The following is a 17,995-nucleotide window of genomic DNA, read 5'->3' as shown; positions in this document are numbered from 1 at the left end:
TGGTGCCTAGTTCCCGTTTACAAAACCTTCGGAGCCGTACCACTGCCTGCGCAGTTCCTGCATGGTGCCAAAGCGTTCAAGCACGGATGTTCCGAGGTTGAGCACTTCCAGCGCGGGCAGCAGTTGTTCCATGGTGTAGTTGAAATTGGCCATGCCGGTTTCCGCCACATAGACCACGTCGTTGTCCTTGAGGACAAAGTTGTTGCTGCCATCTCCTTTTTCCAGCATCGCTTTCAGGTTTATGCAACGGATGTTGCGCTTGCCCGCCTCGAAGCGGATGATGAATGTCTTTTCCAGATCCGCATCCCGGGTGGGGCCGCCGGAGAACATGAGCGCATCCAGATAGGTCAGCTCGGATTTCAGGTGGATGGCACCGGGGGTCTTTACTTCGCCCATCACATAGACCAGTTCATCCTCACTTTCCGGAATGAAGATGATGTCGTTGTTTCGTATTTGGGTGTTCAAGGCCATGTTGCCGTTTTGCAGCAATTCCCGCAGGTTGATCCATATGACCTGATTCTTGCCACGGATGATGGCACATTTGGTCAGAAAGGATTTCGAGCTGAGAATAGGCAGACCCCCTGCCAGAGAAAGCGCTTCCAGCAGGCTGCCCTTGCCCGAAAACTCGACAAGCCCCGGATTGGTGACTCTGCCAAGCACGAATGCCTTGTTGTTCTTGTATCTTCTCACGGTCAGGCGAACTTCCGGTGCGCTGTAGTACTCGGAGAGGCGTCCTGTCAGTTCGTCTGCCACGTCCTTGACGGTGCGCCCTTCAACAGAAATGAAACCAACCCGCATGACGCTGATGGTGCCATCCGGTGCAACCACGATTTCCGGGTCCGAGAGGTTGGCTCTGTTCCATACTTCAAGGCCCAGCACATCGCCGGGGCCCAGCAGATATTCATCCGGAACTTCATCGGAAAAAGACGTGATCATATCCACGGTGGCAAAGGCGTCCATCTTTCTGGCTTCCGCCATGAAGGTGGAGTTGGTTGCAATGGTGGCGTTCCCATTCACCGTTGCAGGTTCTTCGCTGGCCTTTGGAAGAACTCTGGGGCTGCATGCCGCAAGGAATACACACAGGAATATGGCAATGCCTGCCGCGGCATTTTCTATTGTCTTACCTGCAAGCGGCGACTTGTTCCGCAGGGGGCGTTGCACGATGGCACCCCACAGAAAGCGTATGACCCCGGCCAGTTGCGGCAGGACAATGAGGGCGCAATGCCATGCATACAGGCACGCTTCTTCTCGGCTGAGTTGTTTTGCGCTCATGAATCGCTCCACGCTGAAGAGGCGGGGGTAGAGCAGCAACAGGGCTGCGGCGGCCAGCAGGATGGGCAGGGTGAAGAGTGGCAGAAAGAGGCTGAGCAGCAGGCAGAAGGCTCCACCGCCTCCCCGTATGAGGATGCGGAACAGCTCATGCAGCCAGAATCCCTTGGCTGTTCCTACGTGCCGCAGAGCGACTGCAGCAAAGCCATATCCGGTTCTGAAGGCCCTGCGGCAGTGGCGGCCAAGGGTGCTGGTGGCAAGGTCGTGTTCCGTCATGGGGATATCCGCATGGCATACCGCCCATCCTTGCAGGCCGAAGCGGACTCCCAGTTCGGGGTCTTCGCCACCTACGAGAATCTCATCATATCCTCCGGTCTGTTCGAGCGCTTCTCTGCGTACGAGCACATCGCCGCCGAAAGCCTCCACCACATGAAGAGGTGTTGGCGTATGCAGGGAGGCCGCATGAGTAGCTGGCGGGGTAGGATTCCATTCAAGATCACCAATCCAGTTGTATACGGAAGACTCTGGGTGGCGCTCGTGCCTGTTGCCAAAGACGGCTCCCAGCCTTGTATCAGGTACCAGTGAAGATTCTTCTCGGAAATAGCGCACGGCCCGTTCAATGAAGTCGGCATCCACCGTGGTATCCGCATCAAGAAACAGAACCAGAGGAGCTTTGCCAGCCCGCCAGCCCGCATTGCGTTGCAAACCCGGGGCAGGATACCGGGGGGTAAGGGCTATGAGCTGTACTTCCGGCATGGCTGCGGCAATGTCCTGCGTGCCGTCTGTTGACCCCCCGTCCACGTAAAACAGGCGTAATTCGCCGTCCGCATAGCTGCTCCCGCGCACACTGGCCACACAGGCGGGCAACACTGCCGCGCTGTTGATGCCGATTATGACGACGTCAACGTTCATCCCGCTACTCCGCCTGCTTCAGGGCTGTTTGTGTTCTTCAGGGCGTCCAGATCAATGGTCATATCCGTTTTTATGCGTTTGGCCGTTGCTGCAAGCGGCTTTATGTGGGCCGGAACACCCACGGCGATACTGTTTGGGGGAACATCCGTTATCACCACGGCATTGGCACCGATCTTCACATTTTCTCCGATGATTATGGCGCCCAGAACCTTGGCTCCGGCACCTATGTCCACATTATCACCAATGACCGGAGCTGCCGGGTTGGATACATCTTTCAGTCCCACGGTTACCCCGTTGCGGATAACGCAGTTATCACCGAAGCGGGCGTAACCGCTGATAATGATGCCCCCGAAATGGTCTATGCGGAAATTGCGTCCCACCGTTGCTTCGCAGGGGAGTTCTATTCCCGTGAGAATCTGGGTGAGCTTGTAGAGTATTTTATATAACAGCGAGGCTAGTTTGCGGATTATATTCGGCTTGATGCCATATCTCCATCGCCCGAAGCGGTAAGTAACCATGGCCCAGAAGCCCTGCGCGCCGATGTCGCGGCCGTGGGTATTGAAATCGGCCCGGATATTCTCGAACATATTGTCCCCCTACCAAGGCACCTTGGGAGAGACGCTCCCATAGCCGGTATCTGCAAGTGCTTCCTGGCAGAGCTGAGCCTTGCGGCGTGAATCAGTCTTTTTTCGCGCAGCCTCTTCTCCCTTGCGCAGGCTGTTCAGGAAAATGCGCACCCAATGGCGCGAGATTTCTATTCCGGCATGCATGAGCACCGCAGCCAGCCCGAAGTTCTTGCGGAAATACAGATATTCGCTGCGCAATCGCCAGCCGGAGACCTGCGAGCCGGACGAATCAAAGTCCTTTTTCACGGTTTTGGCGCTTGCTCCGCCCAGATGCATTACACGGACAGATGGGACAAACCATACTTCCCAGCCTTGCCGTTGCAGCCGGAGGCAGAGGTCGGTTTCTTCATAATACATGAAGAACCGCTCATCGAAGAGTGTGGCATCTGCCAGTGCCTTGCGCCGGATGACGGTGAAGGTGCCGGGAACCCAGTCCACCTGCATGGGCTGTGAAAGATCGCTGTTGCGGTAGTCGTGCTTGTCGAAAATGGGGGAGCCGGAAAAACGGTCGGCGAGTCCCCACATTCGGCAGAACTTGGCAAAGCTGGTGGGAAAACGTCTGGCTGAAGGAGCCTTGCCGCCGTGATCATCCAGAATAAGTCCGCCGCAGGCCGCTGCTTTGGGGTGCTCGTGCATGAAGGACAGTGCCTGCGCTATGGCATCCGGCTCCACAAATGCATCAGGATTGAGCAGGATGACGAACTCACCCGTGCTTCTGGCAAAGGCGGCATTGTTGGCCCGTGCAAATCCCATGTTCCAGTCCATCGGCATCAGAATGACCTGCGGAAAGCGTTCTCTGACCATGTCGACGGAGTCATCCTTCGAGTCGTTGTCCACTATGAACACTTCCATGGAAATACCTGAATTTGATGCGAAGAGATGCTCAAGGCAGCGGGCAAGAATTTCTCTTGTGTTGTAGCTGACTATGAAGACAGAGCAATCTGCAGCTGTATTGTCGGCCATATTCCGGTCAGTTGCAGGAATCTTTGACGTGGGCATGATTACTCCTTGGATGCAGGATGGGGTTGTGAAGGTACGTCAGCACCGGCATATGTTCCGCCGGCAGCTTTGACGGCTTCGTCTATCGAGGGGTGCAGGGCAAAGACCTTGTCCAGCCGTGTGATGGTCAGCATCTGTCGTACGGCGCCATGTGCTCCGCCAATGTGCAAGGTGCGCCCCTGTTGGGTCATGAGATTGTGCAGCATGAGGAGCAGGCTGATGCCAGAACTGTCTGCGAAGCTGAGGTTGGATGCGTCAATCGTTACCCGCTTGTCAGCAAGCGCACTGCTGACCTTTTGGGTGGGGAATGAGCTTTTGAATGTACCGTCCAGCCTGCCGGAGAGCGTGAGGATTGTTACTCCATTCTTTTCTTCTATGGCGTAGGCAAAGCGCCTTGAGGGCGTGCCTGCCCGTTGCCTTTTGGTTGCTCCGCCACGCAGGGCAGAGCGGAGCGGGACAAGGCAATGGGTGCCGAGCAGGAACAGGCGGAAGAGTGCCCCCATGTTGCACGATTCCGGCAGATGGCCATTGTCAGCCTGCTGGTGCAGAAAGCGGATGAGCGCCCCCAGTGCCGGAAGGCTGGCAGAACGGGTGTGTTTGAAATTGAGCAGCGGCACTTTGCCAAGGGCTTGCAGGCGGAAGATGGCGGGGAACAATTGAGCCAGCGTCCGCTCCGTGATGCGGGGCGGCAGCAGAAATTCGTCTTCGTTGTCGGCAAGTCGGTCATTGCGTGCGATGAGCATGCCGCCAAGGTTGAAGAGCACCAGCGAACCTGTCAGCGTGGCGAGTTTGATCATCCCTATGGCATAGCGCTTCCAAAGACGCCAAGGATCCTGCGTAATGCGCCATATCCACTCCAGCCCAGCCTTCTGCATCCAGTGCGGTGCCCGTAAGATCGTGCCTGCGATGAACTCGAAGGTGCCACCCACCCCGATGGTGACGGGAATGTGAAGCCGGTATCTGTTTCTGTTGAACCAGACTTCCTGTTTGGGGTTTCCGAATGCGACCAGCAGCACATCCGGTTTGGCGGCATTGATACGTTGTACAAGTTGTGTATCTTCTTTTTCTGACAGCAGCATATCTTCGCCTACGGTTTTGACATGCGGCGATTCAATGCCTGCAATCTGGATATCCGGGTGCATCTGCCGCAGAGTATCTGCCGCTTGCGAGGCAACGTTTCCTGCGCCGCCGAGGAAGAAGAGCCGCAGGTTGTGTCGGCCGGATTCAGCAGCAAGCCGCGGGACCATATCCGCGCCCGTTACGCGTTCCGGCAATCTGTCTCCGCAGAGGCGCGAAAGCCATATGAGAGGCATGCCGTCGGCTGTGACGATGTCTGCACGGCAGAGCACATCCAGTAACTCGGGGTGGCGGACTTTGCCCGGCATGAAGCTCAGGCTGTTTGCCACAAAATCCACATTCACGGTGGCCAGCAGGTGCGGGTGGCTCGTGGTGGCGTTAAATTCATCGCGCAGGGTGATTATTCGCGCGATGGTTTCATCCATGGTCACCCTGTCCAGCGGTATGCCATACAGGGCTGTCAGACGCTCCGTTGCGAGTGCGGAATCACTCATGTTGTTTCCCTCCTTCCCGCTCGGAGCGAATCCAGTTGAGCTGGCGGGAGCCGATGATGGCGGCGTAGACAGTCAGTTTCCAGAGTACATACGCCGGTGCCGCAGCAAGGGCGAGCCACAGTCTGAACGGGGCGCGGGTCTGTATGAGGCCGGTAAGCACATAGATTGAACTGACCGACAACATGAGCAGGCCCAGCCATGTGAGAGTGCTGCCGCTCAGCCACCAGAGAAGAGTAAACGCCATTTGGAACAGAACCAGCAGAACAAGTGGTGGTGTCAGCAGGTCCAGGATGCTGTCGAAGAGAAGTATGGTGGGTTTCGTGCAAAAGGATTTGAGAAGACGAGGCAGCCATGCGCGGACCATGAGCCAGCGACCTCCCTCCCAACGGGTTCGTTGCGTTGTCGCGGCTTTGCGGGTGAACGGCATGTCGCCGTACACGGCTGCGGCGTTGGTGTGCATGACGCGGATGCCCTCTGCCGCGAGCCGGAGAGAGAATTCCAAGTCTTCTACAATGGACCCTGCGGGCCACCCGTAACGGAGTAGCAGGCTGCTGCGAAACATCATCCCGTTGCCTTTCAGCCCCGCGGTGCCTCCAATCCGTGTTCGACCTGCCGGACGAGTGTGGTGCAGGCAGCGAAGAGCAATGCTGAGCAGCATGTTGCGCCATCCGTCAAAGGGATTAGCAACATCATAGAAAGCCTGAACAGACTGCACCTCCGGTGAGGTAAACTGCGCGGACATGTTGCGGAAGTAGCCGGACCCTGCACGGGTGTCCGCATCTATTATGGTAGTCAGAGGGTGGTCAGCCAAGAGAGCGGCATTGTGGCGGATGAACCAATCCAGCGCCTGTCCCTTTCCCCTGTTCAATGGATCATTGCGTTCAAAGACCTGTGCACCGGCCAACGATGCTTCTTGAGCAGTGTTGTCAGTACAGTTGTCTGCGATAACAGCAACCGTAACCAGGACCGGAGGGCATGCGGCGGATTCCTGTATGAGCCCCCGAACTGTTCCGCCTATGGTTCCGGCCTCATTATGGGCGGGAACAATGCAGAGTATGGGGCCGTTTTCATCACTATCTTCCGGTACAGCAGCAACCGTGTGCGTGGTCGTGAAGGAGAAGGCCGTGGCCAACCCTAGATATAGTGTAACTGCCAGTATCGGTAGCGCGAGTAGTAGTGAGAGAACGGTCAGCAGGCTCATCGTGTACTCCTTCTAAATGGAATACGGATAGCATGGACTCAATTTTAGGGGGAAGTATAAAAAAATATATAACTGGTTCTACACCACGTTACGCAGGCGATGTATGTAGTGGTGGACTGCTTGCCCGATATCTTGAAACTGGCCTGAGCGTGTTATGACCCCCCCGGCAATTGCCTGCTACGTCGGTCAAGTAAGGGCACGATGCGTGCCATAACCAATCCACTGCATTGTTGTAAGGAAAACTTTGCTGACATGAAGGACGCGGGTATGTTGCCTGTTTTGGGAGCAAGGCAGGTGGCTGTATGTTGATGCCAGCTTCAGGAAAAGAAGTCTGTGCATGGATGCTCGGTTGGAGAGAGGCACACGTCACCGGATTTACGCAGAAAGAACGTGATGCAACGGGCCTGACATGGAATTAATTCGTGTCAGGCCTTGTCTGTCTATGTGAGGAGGTGGGCGAGGAAGTGGGCGAGGAAGTGGGCGAGGGCGTGGTGGTTGTGTAGAGTTACGGAGTGGCATCAACACGGGCCACGCTGGCCTTGCTGAATCCAGTATCGTTCCGGAGTCTGCTGATGTATATGGCTGAGAGGGCGGCACCACATGTCTCAACTATGACAATGCGGGCTGCGCAAACGGAGTATGTGATTCTGCCGTGAATAGAGGTGAAGGATGCAGCTTGGTTCCGATACATTCCGCGCTGTACTGAATGACGTGGAAATAGCCTTGGGATGCGAATGCAGCGTTGTTGGGTTGTGGGAGGATGGAGAGGGCGAGCCCTCCTATGAGATTGTGCACGGGGACAAATGCGTGCAGTTTTTCAGGAGACTCTCGTTTTCCGATCTGGAAAAACGGTTTTTGGATCACGTGGTGGACGTGTTCAATTCCGCATTCAACGATGATTTTCATTCCGGCATGGATATGGCCTATTGCAGTGCCATGGCTAGTGTATCGGTCATGGACATGGCAGTGGCCAAGTTCGTGGGCAACATGCATTGGTATGAGGTGTTCCGCATTATCCAGAACATCAAAAGCTTGAGCTATGAAAAGTACGAGGGTAGCGCGGTGAAGACCGGGCTGCTTGTGTTTGACGGCAGAACAGATTTTGGCATCAGGCGACCCGGCGTCAACTTTATCGAGTTTTCCGAGCTGGACAGCAAGGGCATTATTCTGAACGATCTGGTCCTGCGTGATGCCGCCTTCTACAGATATGTGGACGGTTATGATTCTTTCTACGCCTGCGACGTGAGCGGGGTGGTGAAAGGGTATTATAATATTGAAGAAAGCGTGATGAGCTCCTTTGACAAAATTTGTGGTCAGAAGGTGCTCTCGGTACTCAATGTAGATGGTAATTCGATGTTTTACATTGGTATTACCTCATATTCCGATGTGGAGATATATAAGAGCAACAAATCGCGGATTGTATTCCGGAGAGGAAAGTGGAGAATTTTCGATTGCTCCGTGATCGACGCTGTTGTCGGCAATGTCGAGTTTGATATTGAACCGTGGCGGTGCTTTTATGCTCTTTCGAAGATCCGTAAGGGATCGCTGGTTCTGTTCACCGACCGATTTGGTGAAATTGAGGATGACCGCTTCATCAAGAAACATATCGATAGTGGCAGCGGCGTGTTCGATGTGATTCGCGAAAGCGTGAAGAAATGCGGCGTGCGATCCGTTGTCGAATCCGGCGAACTGCTACGTATGCTCACGACGGATGGGATGGTGATGTTTTCCAGCGATTTTCGTCAGGTCATGGACATCAACGCGATTGTGGATACATCAAAAGCCCCATCTAACGAAATGGGAGGCGGCGGACGTTCCACTGCTGCCGCCTCGGCCTCCATGTACGGCATCGCCGTTAAGGTGTCCGAAGATGGCCCCATCTCCGTCTATCGTAATGGACGGTGCGTGTACAAGGTGGGGTAGCGGCGCCAACCCGTATACCAGACTACGAAAAAGGCCCTCAGGACGTTGTCCTGAGGGCTTTATTTCTCTGGAGCCAGTAGTCAGAATTGAACTGACGACCTACTGATTACGAATCAGTTGCTCTACCGACTGAGCTATACTGGCAATTTGCGAAGGGGTATATATCTGCATGCGCAGCGGACGTCAAGCGTTTCCTGTTTCTTCTGTCGGGGCGTATGGCTTATCGGCCCCAGAAGGGGAGGGACTCTTGTGCGCTGGCGGCGCAAACCCCACCCGTGATCGGGAGTGTTTTTTTGAAGCCGTAAGGGGGGCAGGTTAGTAAGCCGGTTAAAATGAAAGCAGTGTGAAGGGGGTTGGGGCGTTGTAAGGGGTAAATATTGAGTGTTTAAAGCTGGTTGGGATTGTGCTGGGCCGTAAATGACGGCCTTTATTGTGCGGTAGTTGTTGAGTAGTTGTTGGTTTTGTATAGTATTTGAAAAAAGTTCTTTACGTTCTCAGTATTAGTTTGTACAAAATATTCATCTGTTCAACTGACTAACAACTAATCGACAATGGTAAAAGAAACGTTCAGCCTGCGCGAGATTGGTCGTCGACTGGAGATACCTCCATCAACCATCTCGTATTACAAGGATAGGTTTACCCGCTTTATTCCCGTCGCCTGCGGGCAGGGGCGGCGGGTGAAGTATCCTGCGGAGGCGATCGTTCTTTTCAGGGAGATCAGGGAGATGTTCACCAGAAACTGGTCCGCAGAGCAGGTTGAAGAACAACTGGCATCCATGCAGCATGTGGCGACCGGAGTAGCTGTTGAAACCCTGTCGTTCAGGGGAGAGGATCCCCTGAAGGCGAAGGCGTTCGTGCAGGATCTTGCCGGAGTGCTGGACAAGATGTCCACCGTGCTGGAGGCTCAGGCGCATTTTCGTGCCGAGATAGATCTGCTGAGAGAGGAGGTCGCGCAGCTGCGTGAAGAAAAAGCCTCTCTGATCAGCTCCTACGAGGCGAAGATAGCCGAGATGGATGAAGAGATCGCCCGCTTCCGCAAGGAAAGGGCAGACCTCATGGGGCGGCTTATCGAAGATTGCTGCAGCGAGGGATCCCGGGCGGCTATGCCCGACGAATCTCTTCTTGCGCGGCCTCTTGTGGTGAAATCCGGCAGCGAATTTCTCGGAGTCGCAGGTAAGGGCAAACCCTTTTCCCTGCGTGATCTCATTTCATTGCTCAGGCGGAATGCCGGTTCGCAGAAAGTGCAGCGTATGGATTGGGAGCAGGAGCAGGATGTGTGGCAACTCCATATCCAGACCGTTGACGAGTCTGGCAAGGAGCATGATTATCACCTGAAGGTGGTTGCCACTGTTACGCCCAGCAAGAATGCCGTGACGCAGCTTCGCGAGATGACCGTTGACGGAGAAACCGTCCCCGACAAATTTGTTCTCATGCTGTTCAAGACTGTTAAAGAAGGTCTGGAACACTAAAATTTCAATATGTTGGGGTTGGCCGTGGCCCGGTCTACACCACGGCAAGCTCCATTTTACCCCAAATGGCGATGCGCCCGCCGCATTGTGCAAACACGCCCTCGATGCCCTGTGCTTCGAGGGCGGCGGCGTTTTCAGTGACCCGTTCAATTGCGTCAGGTGACTTAAGCAGGTTGCAGAAGGCTGTGGCGCAGGCGTCCGCCAGACTGCCGTCGCGTGAGCGCACAGCCACAAGCTCACCCTTTCCCAGACTGAGGGAGTGACCAATGGTGGCCGATGATGCGCAGATGCTGACGGGGAAATCCGTACCGTGGATGACGATACCCACAGTGGCCTGACTGTGCGGGTCGGGCAGTAGCCCTGCAATGCGGTCGCGGCTGGAAAGCATGTACACATCGCCGCCGTTTTCCACGATAAGTTCTGAGCTGAGCGCCGCAAACTCTTCACACACCATCTGTGAGATGGTTCCCGCCACTGCTGCCATGGGGCCCACGCCGGCAATGGCTGCTGCATCGGCCATGCGCTGTACCACGCGCGCAGCTGTGTCAGGAACGGCAACGGGCACATAGCTGTCCCTGAATTCCGGATGTAGCAGCATGTAGGATTTGAGCTGGCCGCGGAGTACGGAAACATACCGGCTTATTTCTGCAGAAAGATCGGAGCAGGCAGTGACATGCAGGTCGGTTTCTTCAACAACGACCTGAAAAGCCTGTTCGCCTGCATGTCTAGTGTACTGCTGCCGGTAGTGGCGCAACGGGCTGAGATAGACGCTTTCCTTCATGGGGGAGCTATACCCCCGTTCGAATTCGTTAGCAATCACTCCGGTGTAGGTCATAATCTGTATTTGCTGCAGGCAGATTGTCAGAAGACGATGACCACCTTGCAGTTATCCAGAAAATTGTTCTCGCGCGTCAGTATACTGCGCAGTATGGCTGCGTCTTCAGCTGAAATGTTCAGCTTTGCCGGGTTGCCTCCCGTCGTTCCGGTCGCCTTGATGGTGTACGGCAGGCTTCCTGCGCGCGGTGCCTGCTGCGCTGCGGGTATGCTGTCCATGTATCTCACCAGACCGTCTGTGGCTGCTGTCTGCGGATTGAGTCCGGCGGAAGGGAAGATGATACCATCAGCGTCATACAGTTCCGGATGCAGGCTCGGAGTAAAGCCGAGATCCCGCGCATCAATCACAAGGCCGGTATATTCCGGCACTGTCGTTTCGTTGGGAATCGTAGCAGGACCGGCCTGAAGGGACTGGCCCTGCTTGCCACTGCTGTCGGTTTTACTGCCGGATTTACCGGATTCGTTCTTGGCGGCAGCGCCAGTCTTTCCAACAGGCTTGCCAATCGTATGTATCCCGGTCGTAGTGCCCGGTGAAGAGGCGAGGCGCGCGTTCAGAGCTTGCTGCGTTGCACGAAGCTCTGCAACCTGCAATGACAGGTCGGCTATCTTTCGTTCCAGCGCTTCCATGCGCTGTCGGGTGGCAAACGGAATGTTTTGCTGCTCCTGCTGGGCGTGTTCCTGCTTCTGGTGGCCGGTTATTCCTTCCGTATCAAGCAACATCCGGCCAAAGGCGCCTGTGAGGGGCATGGTAACCGTAACGTGGTACAGCCCGTCCGGGGTAACCCATGAGCGTTCAACCTGCGCTCCCTGAACAAAGCCCTGCACCTGTGCGGCTATGCTTTCGTTCTGCAGCATTACGCCGCCTACCTGCGTTGAAGCGTCAAGACGCACGCTTCGCACCACATCCAGCAGGTTGCGGCGGGCATCCATGGTTGCTGCGCGCATTCCCTGAAGCTGCTCCTGCGTCTGGTCGGCATTGAGCGGCGGTATGCCCGTGCCTGTGGCTACGGCGCGCATTTCCTGCCAGTCAATGTAGCCGGAGGTGCCGACCGTTTCGCGGGTGGGGGCGTCTGCAGCGTGCGCAACGCCATAGGAGCACCAAAGTGTCAGGAGAAGCAGGACAGGCAGAAAGGTGTGCGGTGTCTTCATGGAAATTTCCTTCATCGGAGCCAGGTCAGCGGCAATCCGGAACTTCGGTCAGTTGCGGAGAGGTTACGACGTTCCCGAGCACTTTCGGGGCTTCGGGCCAGTAATTTTCCGATATATCCTGCGTAAGCGGGGAATAGTTCTGGATGTCGAAGGGGGTGTTGCCCTGCAGTACGCAGTGCCGGAGCGTGACGATGGCACCCTTGCCTTCGGTCACAATGGCTCCCATGCCGGAGCAACGGACTATGCGGCTGCAATATATTTCAACACGGGCGTTTTCACGGATACGCACCCCCGCAGTTGCGGCAAGTTCGATATCCACATGCTGCAGCGGTGCTGCCGCTCCGGAAATATCCACGCCGGTCGTTGCCCGGATGATGTAGACATGCTGCAGGCTCGCCCGCGCCTGTCCGCGGATGACAATGCCTTTCCAACTGCCCGCCGGAGCATTGTCCGAGATGGGCATGAAGCGTATGGGGCGTGTGCTTTCGCCCTCTGCACGCAGATAGCCGCCTTCAAGGGTAATGCCTGTGCCGGATGCAAAGCGGATGGTTACGCCCGGTTCAATGTACAGCCCGCCTCCTTCCACAATACTTACCATGTCGTGCACGGTATAGGGACTGTGCATGGCGGAAAGCCTGAGCGGGCCGGTAATGGTTCCGCTCAGTTGCTGGGGAGCAGGGCGGGAATCTGCCAGTTCTTTTTCGGGCACGGGGATGACGCGCTGCATCCGCGTGGGGGCACTTTCATTGCCCGCCGCATCCACCGCAACCACGCGAAATCGTACCGGTATGAAGTTGCGGAGCGATGCAACCGTTGTGGATATGTCACCCGAAGAGCGAAGGCGGGTGAATGCCACCTCTTCTCCCGTGGACATGTAAATGTCGTATTGCTGCACGTCCGGTGTGGGGCTTGGCTTCCATTCCAGTTCTGCCCCTCCATTCAGCGCTGTGACCTTGAGTCCGGAAGGGGGCAGGGGGGACTTGGCATCGATAACGAGAGGCTGTCTGTCTGCAAAGGCGCCGGTTATACCTCCGGCAGGGGTGATCAGGTAGCCGCGCGGCAGGATGTTCATGGCGAGATCGTCCGGCGCCACGGTGACTGTTCCTTCGTAAACGGTCCGGCGTTGCAGCCATTGGCTGAGCGCCTGCTCCTGTTCCTGCGTAATGGGAGTTCCGGCTTGCTGCATGCGCGCTTTGAGAGACGCAAGGGCAGGGGCAAGGCCGGCGTATTTCAGTTCCTCCGGCAGGGGGGCAAGGGGAATGGCGGCCTTGTAACCCGGCATATCCACATACGCCTCGCAGCCTGCATCGCCCACAATGCGGAACCGCAGCGTATCACCCGCGCGGAAGTAGTGCGCCTGCGACACGAGCGCGAAAAAGTCCAGCTTTGGGGTGGGCGGTACGCGGCGTTGCAGGTTTTCCGGCAGGCTTTGTTCCAGAGACTGGATAATCTCGCGGAACAGGTCGTCGGTTTTGCGTTCGTACTGCTCATCCCTGATGTTCCATGCGGAGGCCAGCGTGCTGAGGGCAAGACTTATGGGGTCTATGCCCACGCCGCCGCCGAATTCCCGTGATATGTGCTTGGCCCGCCACAGCACTCCGCCGGAATCCAGATCTGTCAGGCGCACTTCGCACCCTACGGCGACCTGTGAGAATACGCCCAAGAAGACACGGTTAAAAGCCGTCACCTCACCGGAAAGCACCGCATCCACTCCGAGTACGGAACGCAGCTTCTTCGGATCTTTTTCAAGCAGGACGTATGCCGCCGTAGCATCAAGATGGGCATTGGCAAGCAGGCGGTCTGTCTCGCGCAATTCCTGATCGCTGAAGGGCAGCGATGCCACATGATTGTATATACCGCGTCGTGCGAGGTCGGTGGGGGAGTAGTTTTCCGGCACGGACTGCCACAATGTGGCGTTGCCTGTGAAGGGAAGCACGGCGATGGAGCGGGGCGCATGCGTCTGCATGGCGGGCAGCACTTCATATTCACCGTTGAACATGTTGAATGCATCGGATGTCATGATCAGGGTGCCGCTTTTGCGGTCGCCGACTGCGCAGCCGCTTGCAGACAGTAGTGCGGCGAACAGGACGAACATAGTGAACAGGGCGAGTTGGGCGGGCAGGGCATTGCCTGCGCCTTGTTTCCGGCTTGCGTGCATGGTGCCCTCCCGGAGCAGGCTGGTTCCATCCGGTTGTCACAAGCAGAGTGCAATAATCTGATCGGTCGGACAGAATAATAACCATAGCCTGTTGGTGGTGGTAAAACAAGTGTCGGCATTGATTGCGAAGTAAGTGCCGAGGCGTGGACAGGGGGAGGGACTGGCGGCGGGAACCTGCTCGGAGCTGACGGGATAGGGCTGGACCGGATAGGGACAGGGCAAGGTGTGGCCAGCCGGGAGAGAGCCCGTCGACACAGGACCGGATGGGACAGGGCCAGATGGACAGAGCCGGACGAGACAGGGAGATACGGGGGCAGAAAGAGACGTGGGCAGGCATGCAAGCACTGCAAGTGCCTGCCCGATCTGTCTATCTGTTCAGCATGGAGAGATATAGCTCTTTAGTTCGCTCGGCCATGGCCTGCACGCTGAAACGGCTGCGGAATCCGTGCTGGTCGACAGGAGGCAGGCGCAGGGCCTGTTCGGTTATGGTCAGCGGGTCGGCTGTGTCTTCCATGAACGTGATGCGGGGATAGTAGCCGGCAATTTCACGTACCGGTCTGGTTTCGCGCGCCAGCACCGGCAGGCCGAAGGAGCAGGCTTCCAGCACGACACCGGGCATGCCTTCCCACTGGGCTTCGGACAGGAACATGAAGAGGTTGAACATGTTGTAGAAATTGGCAACGTCTTTTCGTTCACCCGTGAAGCAGACGCTTTTTCCGTCGCCCCAAGACGAGGCTTCCTTGCGCATGGCTTCCAGTTTGTCTTCGGGGGCGCCGCCCACGATGACAAAGGCGAACTTATCGGATTGCGAGAGCAGGGTGCGGGCAAAACGCATGCAGAACTCCACCCCCTTGCCTTTTTCCAGTCTGCCGAGAAAGCCGATGCAGATCTTGTCCGGCGCAATGCCGAGGGATTCCTTGAGGGCTCTGGGGTCAATATCCGGCAGCATGGCGTTGAAGTCCACACCGTTGTGCAGCACCGCAAGCTTGTCTGCGGGCAGTCCGGTCTGCTGTGCGTAGAACTCCAGCGATTCCTGTGAAACATGCACCACCTTGTCCGTGAACAGCTTGTGGATGATGCTCTCCTCCACCTTCTGCTTCCACCGGTGCAGCGGTCTTTTGGCATACCAGTGCAGGCCACGGCTGTGCACCTGACCTATGCGCACCGGCACACCGGCCATGGCAGCGGCCAGAATGCCCGAAATGTTGCCGCCAAGGGAATGGGTGTGCACTATGTCGGCCCGGTATTCCCTGAAAAGCTGGCTCATGCGGCGTATGCCGCCGAGGTCCCACTTGCCCTTCAGCTTGACGAAATGGGTCTGCACGCCCAGTTCCGGCAGCTCATCCCAGAAAACGCCCTTGTCTTTGTAGGTGACCACGTGCACATCAAAATCGTCGGTCAGAAGTGGCAGCACAGAGCGCATGCGGCGCTGGACTCCGCCTATGTTCAGGTTGTTGGTCACGCGAAAGAGAACGGGCTTGGACATGAAATTTCCTATCTGAAAAGATTCTTGAAGAATCTGGCAATGAGTCGCGGGGATGCGGCAGAGCCGATGGCGAGCAGGCCGAAGCGTTCACGCAGGCGCGCGAGAAAGGTGAAAAGGCCCGCATGGTCCTGAACCTGCAGGTACTTGGTGATCACGCCGCGCGCATATTTGCGCACCATGGTTGCGTGCCACTTGTCCAGAACAGGGCGCGGTGCCAGCCCCATGCGCAGGGCGCATTCGTGGGGATTGGTCACATAGGCGGCGTCGGCGAGCAGTACTTCAGTATCCACCGTGCGCGAATAGCCGCCCGGATAGTTGCGGTGGTCGCACACAAGCGTGGGTTCATATGCCACGCCACCCTTGAGGCAGGCACGCAGCCCGACCAGTTCGTCAAGGCTGATCATGCGTGCCGGTATCTGCTCCGTGAGCAGGTCGTGCAGCACATCACCCCGTATGAGCATGCGGGAAAAGAGGGTGAGCGGTACCCGGGGATATGTATTGAGAAAATAGGTGGTTCCTCCGGTGAATGCCGGCAGGGGTTCCCGTTTTTCGGTAATGCTGCCGTCTTCGTGCAGCAGGCGGCAGCCGCCAATAACAAGGCTGACGGAATCATCCGCATGTTGCATGAGCCGCTCAACGCAGTCAGGATGCATGATGTCGTCGTCATCGAAGAACTTGAACCAGCGGCCCTTGGCCTCACGCGCCAGTTGCAGATAGTTGGCGGCAAGTCCCAGCGAAGGGGTGTTTCTGATATACCGTATTCTCGGGTCGCTCAGGCGAGAGGCGAGTATGCGCTGTATCTCGTCTGTGGGGCAGTCGTCGGAAACGAGTATTTCCCGCACCTTTGCGGTCTGGGCAAGGCAGCTGTCCAGACTCTGGGCGAACCATTCCGGTTTGTAGGCCGGAATGAGTATGGAAACATCGTTCACTGACTGGGACATGTGTTCTTCACAGGCTTGTTGTTGGCGCCGGAAGAGCCTTGACGAGGCGTCTGCTGTTCCCTGTACCGGCGGCATGACAGGGGCGAGATGTGCGGTCTGCGAGGTTTCAACATACTTGCTGTCAGGCGTCAACCGGCAGCGGTGTCATGTCCCCGCGAGATAACAGGGCAGCAGAAATGCCGTCCTATTTGTCAGGCCGGGCGGGAGCAGGTTTCTTGCCTGCAGCGGCCCGTTCAATGAGTTGGAGGTACCGTTCAAACACGGCTGTATCATCCTGCACGCAATTGAAATTCTGGCCTGCATTCACGCTGCGCAAGACCAGAATGGCCCTGCTGAGTTCCTCGGGCGTGGGGTTTTTGACCACAACGCCGTTTTCGCCGTTCTTGATGAGGTCGCAGGCACCTACATCCTCGGTGGTGACGGTGGGCACGCCCATGGCCAGAGCTTCCGCAACCACGCTGCCGAAGGTGTCGTAGAAGGAAGGATGGCAGAAGACATCAAGCGCGGCATAGAACTTGGGCATGTCGTCCACCTTGCCGGGAAAGATGATGCGCTCGTGCACACCCAGCGAGCGGGCATATTCGATGTATTTTGTGTGGTTGCGGCCACCGGCTGCGACCAGCATATATTCCGGCGGGAGCAGGGTGAGCGTCTTGATGAGACGGTCCAGCCCCTTGAGCTCGAAATTGGTGGAGCAGAACCCGATGGCTTTCTGCCCTTCGTGCAGGGAGTACCATATGCGCGCATCCTGCCGCAGTTCCGCGAATCGTGCAGGATTGAACCGCGTCGTGTTCACGCCGTTGGGAATGACGGCAATGCGTCCCTTGGTGCCGGGAAAATAGGCTTCCACTGCCTGCCGTACCTTGTTGGATATGGCCAGAATGCAGCGTGTATCCGGATGCGGATACACGGAAAGGTCGAGCATGGGCATGAGCCAGTTTATGGGCGAGAAGAACCGCACGGCCATTTTGGAAAGTCTGCGCAGCGGGTTGCGCTGGGCGCGGATGCTTCGGCCGAGAAAATCGAGATGCGGCCCGCCGGAGCGGTAGATGGTACAACCTGCAAAATTGCCGAAGCACATGGAGACGGTACCCTTGGGCAGCCTTGCACGGCGCGATTTCATCTTGTGGTACAGGCTGAGGTGCTTGAGAAAACGCCCCGGCCGCCACATGCCCACTTCCACAACCTCGGGGCGCGGCTTGCCTGCCGCAGCTTCCTCGGTTTTATCCTCACCGCAGAACACGGTGACCTGATAGCCCCTGCTGATGAGAAACTCATTGAAGCGGTAGCAGAACTGCTCCACGCCGCCGTAGCGGGAGAAGGTCTTGATGAAGAGTGCCACAGGCGGGCGGGAGGATTGTTGCATGGCTGCCATTAGTTGTATGTCTGGCTCTCCTGATGGGGAGACGTGTTTGGTTCTGGCTTTCGCGGATAACGCTATCGGCATTGTCGCGGAA

The 17,995-nt window shown here is 56.7% G+C and carries 13 protein-coding genes and 1 tRNA gene; 2 read left to right on the top strand and 12 right to left on the bottom strand.

Features of this window, described 5'->3' with window-relative positions; all coding sequences use genetic code 11:
* Positions 1-6: 6 nt before the first annotated feature.
* The 5 genes from HUV30_RS14110 to HUV30_RS14090 are packed head-to-tail and all read right to left on the bottom strand — an operon-like array spanning position 7 to position 6,578.
* Positions 7-2,181: an SLBB domain-containing protein gene (locus HUV30_RS14110; protein WP_174406058.1), complete on the bottom strand. Its 2,175-nt coding sequence runs from the start codon at positions 2,179-2,181 to the stop codon at positions 7-9.
* Positions 2,178-2,768, bottom strand: a complete 591-nt coding sequence (locus HUV30_RS14105) for a serine O-acetyltransferase (protein WP_174406057.1) — start codon at positions 2,766-2,768, stop codon at positions 2,178-2,180. Before HUV30_RS14105 ends, HUV30_RS14110 begins: the two co-directional genes overlap by 4 nt.
* Positions 2,769-2,777: 9 nt before the next feature.
* Entirely contained in the window at positions 2,778-3,806 is a 1,029-nt protein-coding gene (locus tag HUV30_RS14100; protein WP_174406056.1) for a glycosyltransferase family 2 protein, read from the bottom strand.
* Between the two features lie 2 nt (positions 3,807-3,808).
* Positions 3,809-5,377, bottom strand: coding sequence for a WecB/TagA/CpsF family glycosyltransferase (locus HUV30_RS14095; RefSeq protein WP_174406055.1), 1,569 nt, complete (start codon positions 5,375-5,377; stop codon positions 3,809-3,811).
* Positions 5,370-6,578 carry a glycosyltransferase family 2 protein gene (locus tag HUV30_RS14090; RefSeq protein WP_174406054.1) on the bottom strand — a complete coding sequence of 403 codons (1,209 nt, stop codon included), beginning with the start codon at positions 6,576-6,578 and terminating at the stop codon, positions 5,370-5,372. The genes HUV30_RS14095 and HUV30_RS14090 overlap by 8 nt, the downstream gene beginning before the upstream one ends.
* A 669-nt stretch (positions 6,579-7,247) precedes the next feature.
* Here HUV30_RS14090 and HUV30_RS14085 point away from each other — a divergent pair.
* Complete coding sequence (locus tag HUV30_RS14085) at positions 7,248-8,501, top strand: hypothetical protein (protein ID WP_174406053.1); 1,254 nt, start codon at positions 7,248-7,250, stop codon at positions 8,499-8,501.
* A 68-nt stretch (positions 8,502-8,569) separates the two neighbouring features.
* Here the strand turns inward: HUV30_RS14085 and HUV30_RS14080 are convergent.
* A tRNA-Thr gene (locus HUV30_RS14080) sits at positions 8,570-8,645 on the bottom strand.
* A gap of 407 nt (positions 8,646-9,052) precedes the next feature.
* On the opposite strand from HUV30_RS14080, the gene HUV30_RS14075 reads away from it, so the two are divergent.
* A complete protein-coding gene (locus HUV30_RS14075; RefSeq protein ID WP_174406052.1) occupies positions 9,053-9,970 on the top strand; it encodes a MerR family transcriptional regulator in 918 nt (305 codons plus the stop codon).
* Positions 9,971-10,004: 34 nt separating this feature from the next.
* On the opposite strand, the gene HUV30_RS14070 is transcribed toward HUV30_RS14075, so the two are convergent.
* The 6 genes from HUV30_RS14070 to HUV30_RS14045 form a co-directional block, all read right to left on the bottom strand.
* Entirely contained in the window at positions 10,005-10,805 is an 801-nt protein-coding gene (locus tag HUV30_RS14070; RefSeq protein ID WP_243452181.1) for a UPF0280 family protein, read from the bottom strand.
* A 26-nt stretch (positions 10,806-10,831) separates the two neighbouring features.
* Positions 10,832-11,953, bottom strand: a complete 1,122-nt coding sequence (locus tag HUV30_RS14065; protein ID WP_174406051.1) for a TP0624 family protein — start codon at positions 11,951-11,953, stop codon at positions 10,832-10,834.
* A gap of 25 nt (positions 11,954-11,978) precedes the next feature.
* Positions 11,979-14,111 (bottom strand): GNA1162 family protein, encoded by a 2,133-nt coding sequence (locus HUV30_RS14060; RefSeq protein ID WP_174406050.1) that lies wholly within the window; start codon positions 14,109-14,111, stop codon positions 11,979-11,981.
* Between the two features lie 367 nt (positions 14,112-14,478).
* Entirely contained in the window at positions 14,479-15,597 is a 1,119-nt protein-coding gene (locus tag HUV30_RS14055; RefSeq protein WP_174406049.1) for a glycosyltransferase, read from the bottom strand.
* Positions 15,598-15,605: 8 nt separating this feature from the next.
* On the bottom strand, positions 15,606-16,538 hold the full coding sequence (locus HUV30_RS14050; protein WP_174406048.1) for a glycosyltransferase family 2 protein: 933 nt from the start codon (positions 16,536-16,538) through the stop codon (positions 15,606-15,608).
* Positions 16,539-16,722: 184 nt separating this feature from the next.
* Complete coding sequence (locus tag HUV30_RS14045) at positions 16,723-17,913, bottom strand: glycosyltransferase family 4 protein (RefSeq protein ID WP_174406047.1); 1,191 nt, start codon at positions 17,911-17,913, stop codon at positions 16,723-16,725.
* Positions 17,914-17,995 lie beyond the last annotated feature (82 nt).

The sequence above is a fragment of the Desulfovibrio subterraneus genome (assembly GCF_013340285.1).
Lineage (GTDB): Bacteria > Desulfobacterota > Desulfovibrionia > Desulfovibrionales > Desulfovibrionaceae > Halodesulfovibrio > Halodesulfovibrio subterraneus.
Note: the sequence above shows the minus strand (reverse complement) of the source record. Positions and strands in the feature narration are given on the sequence as shown.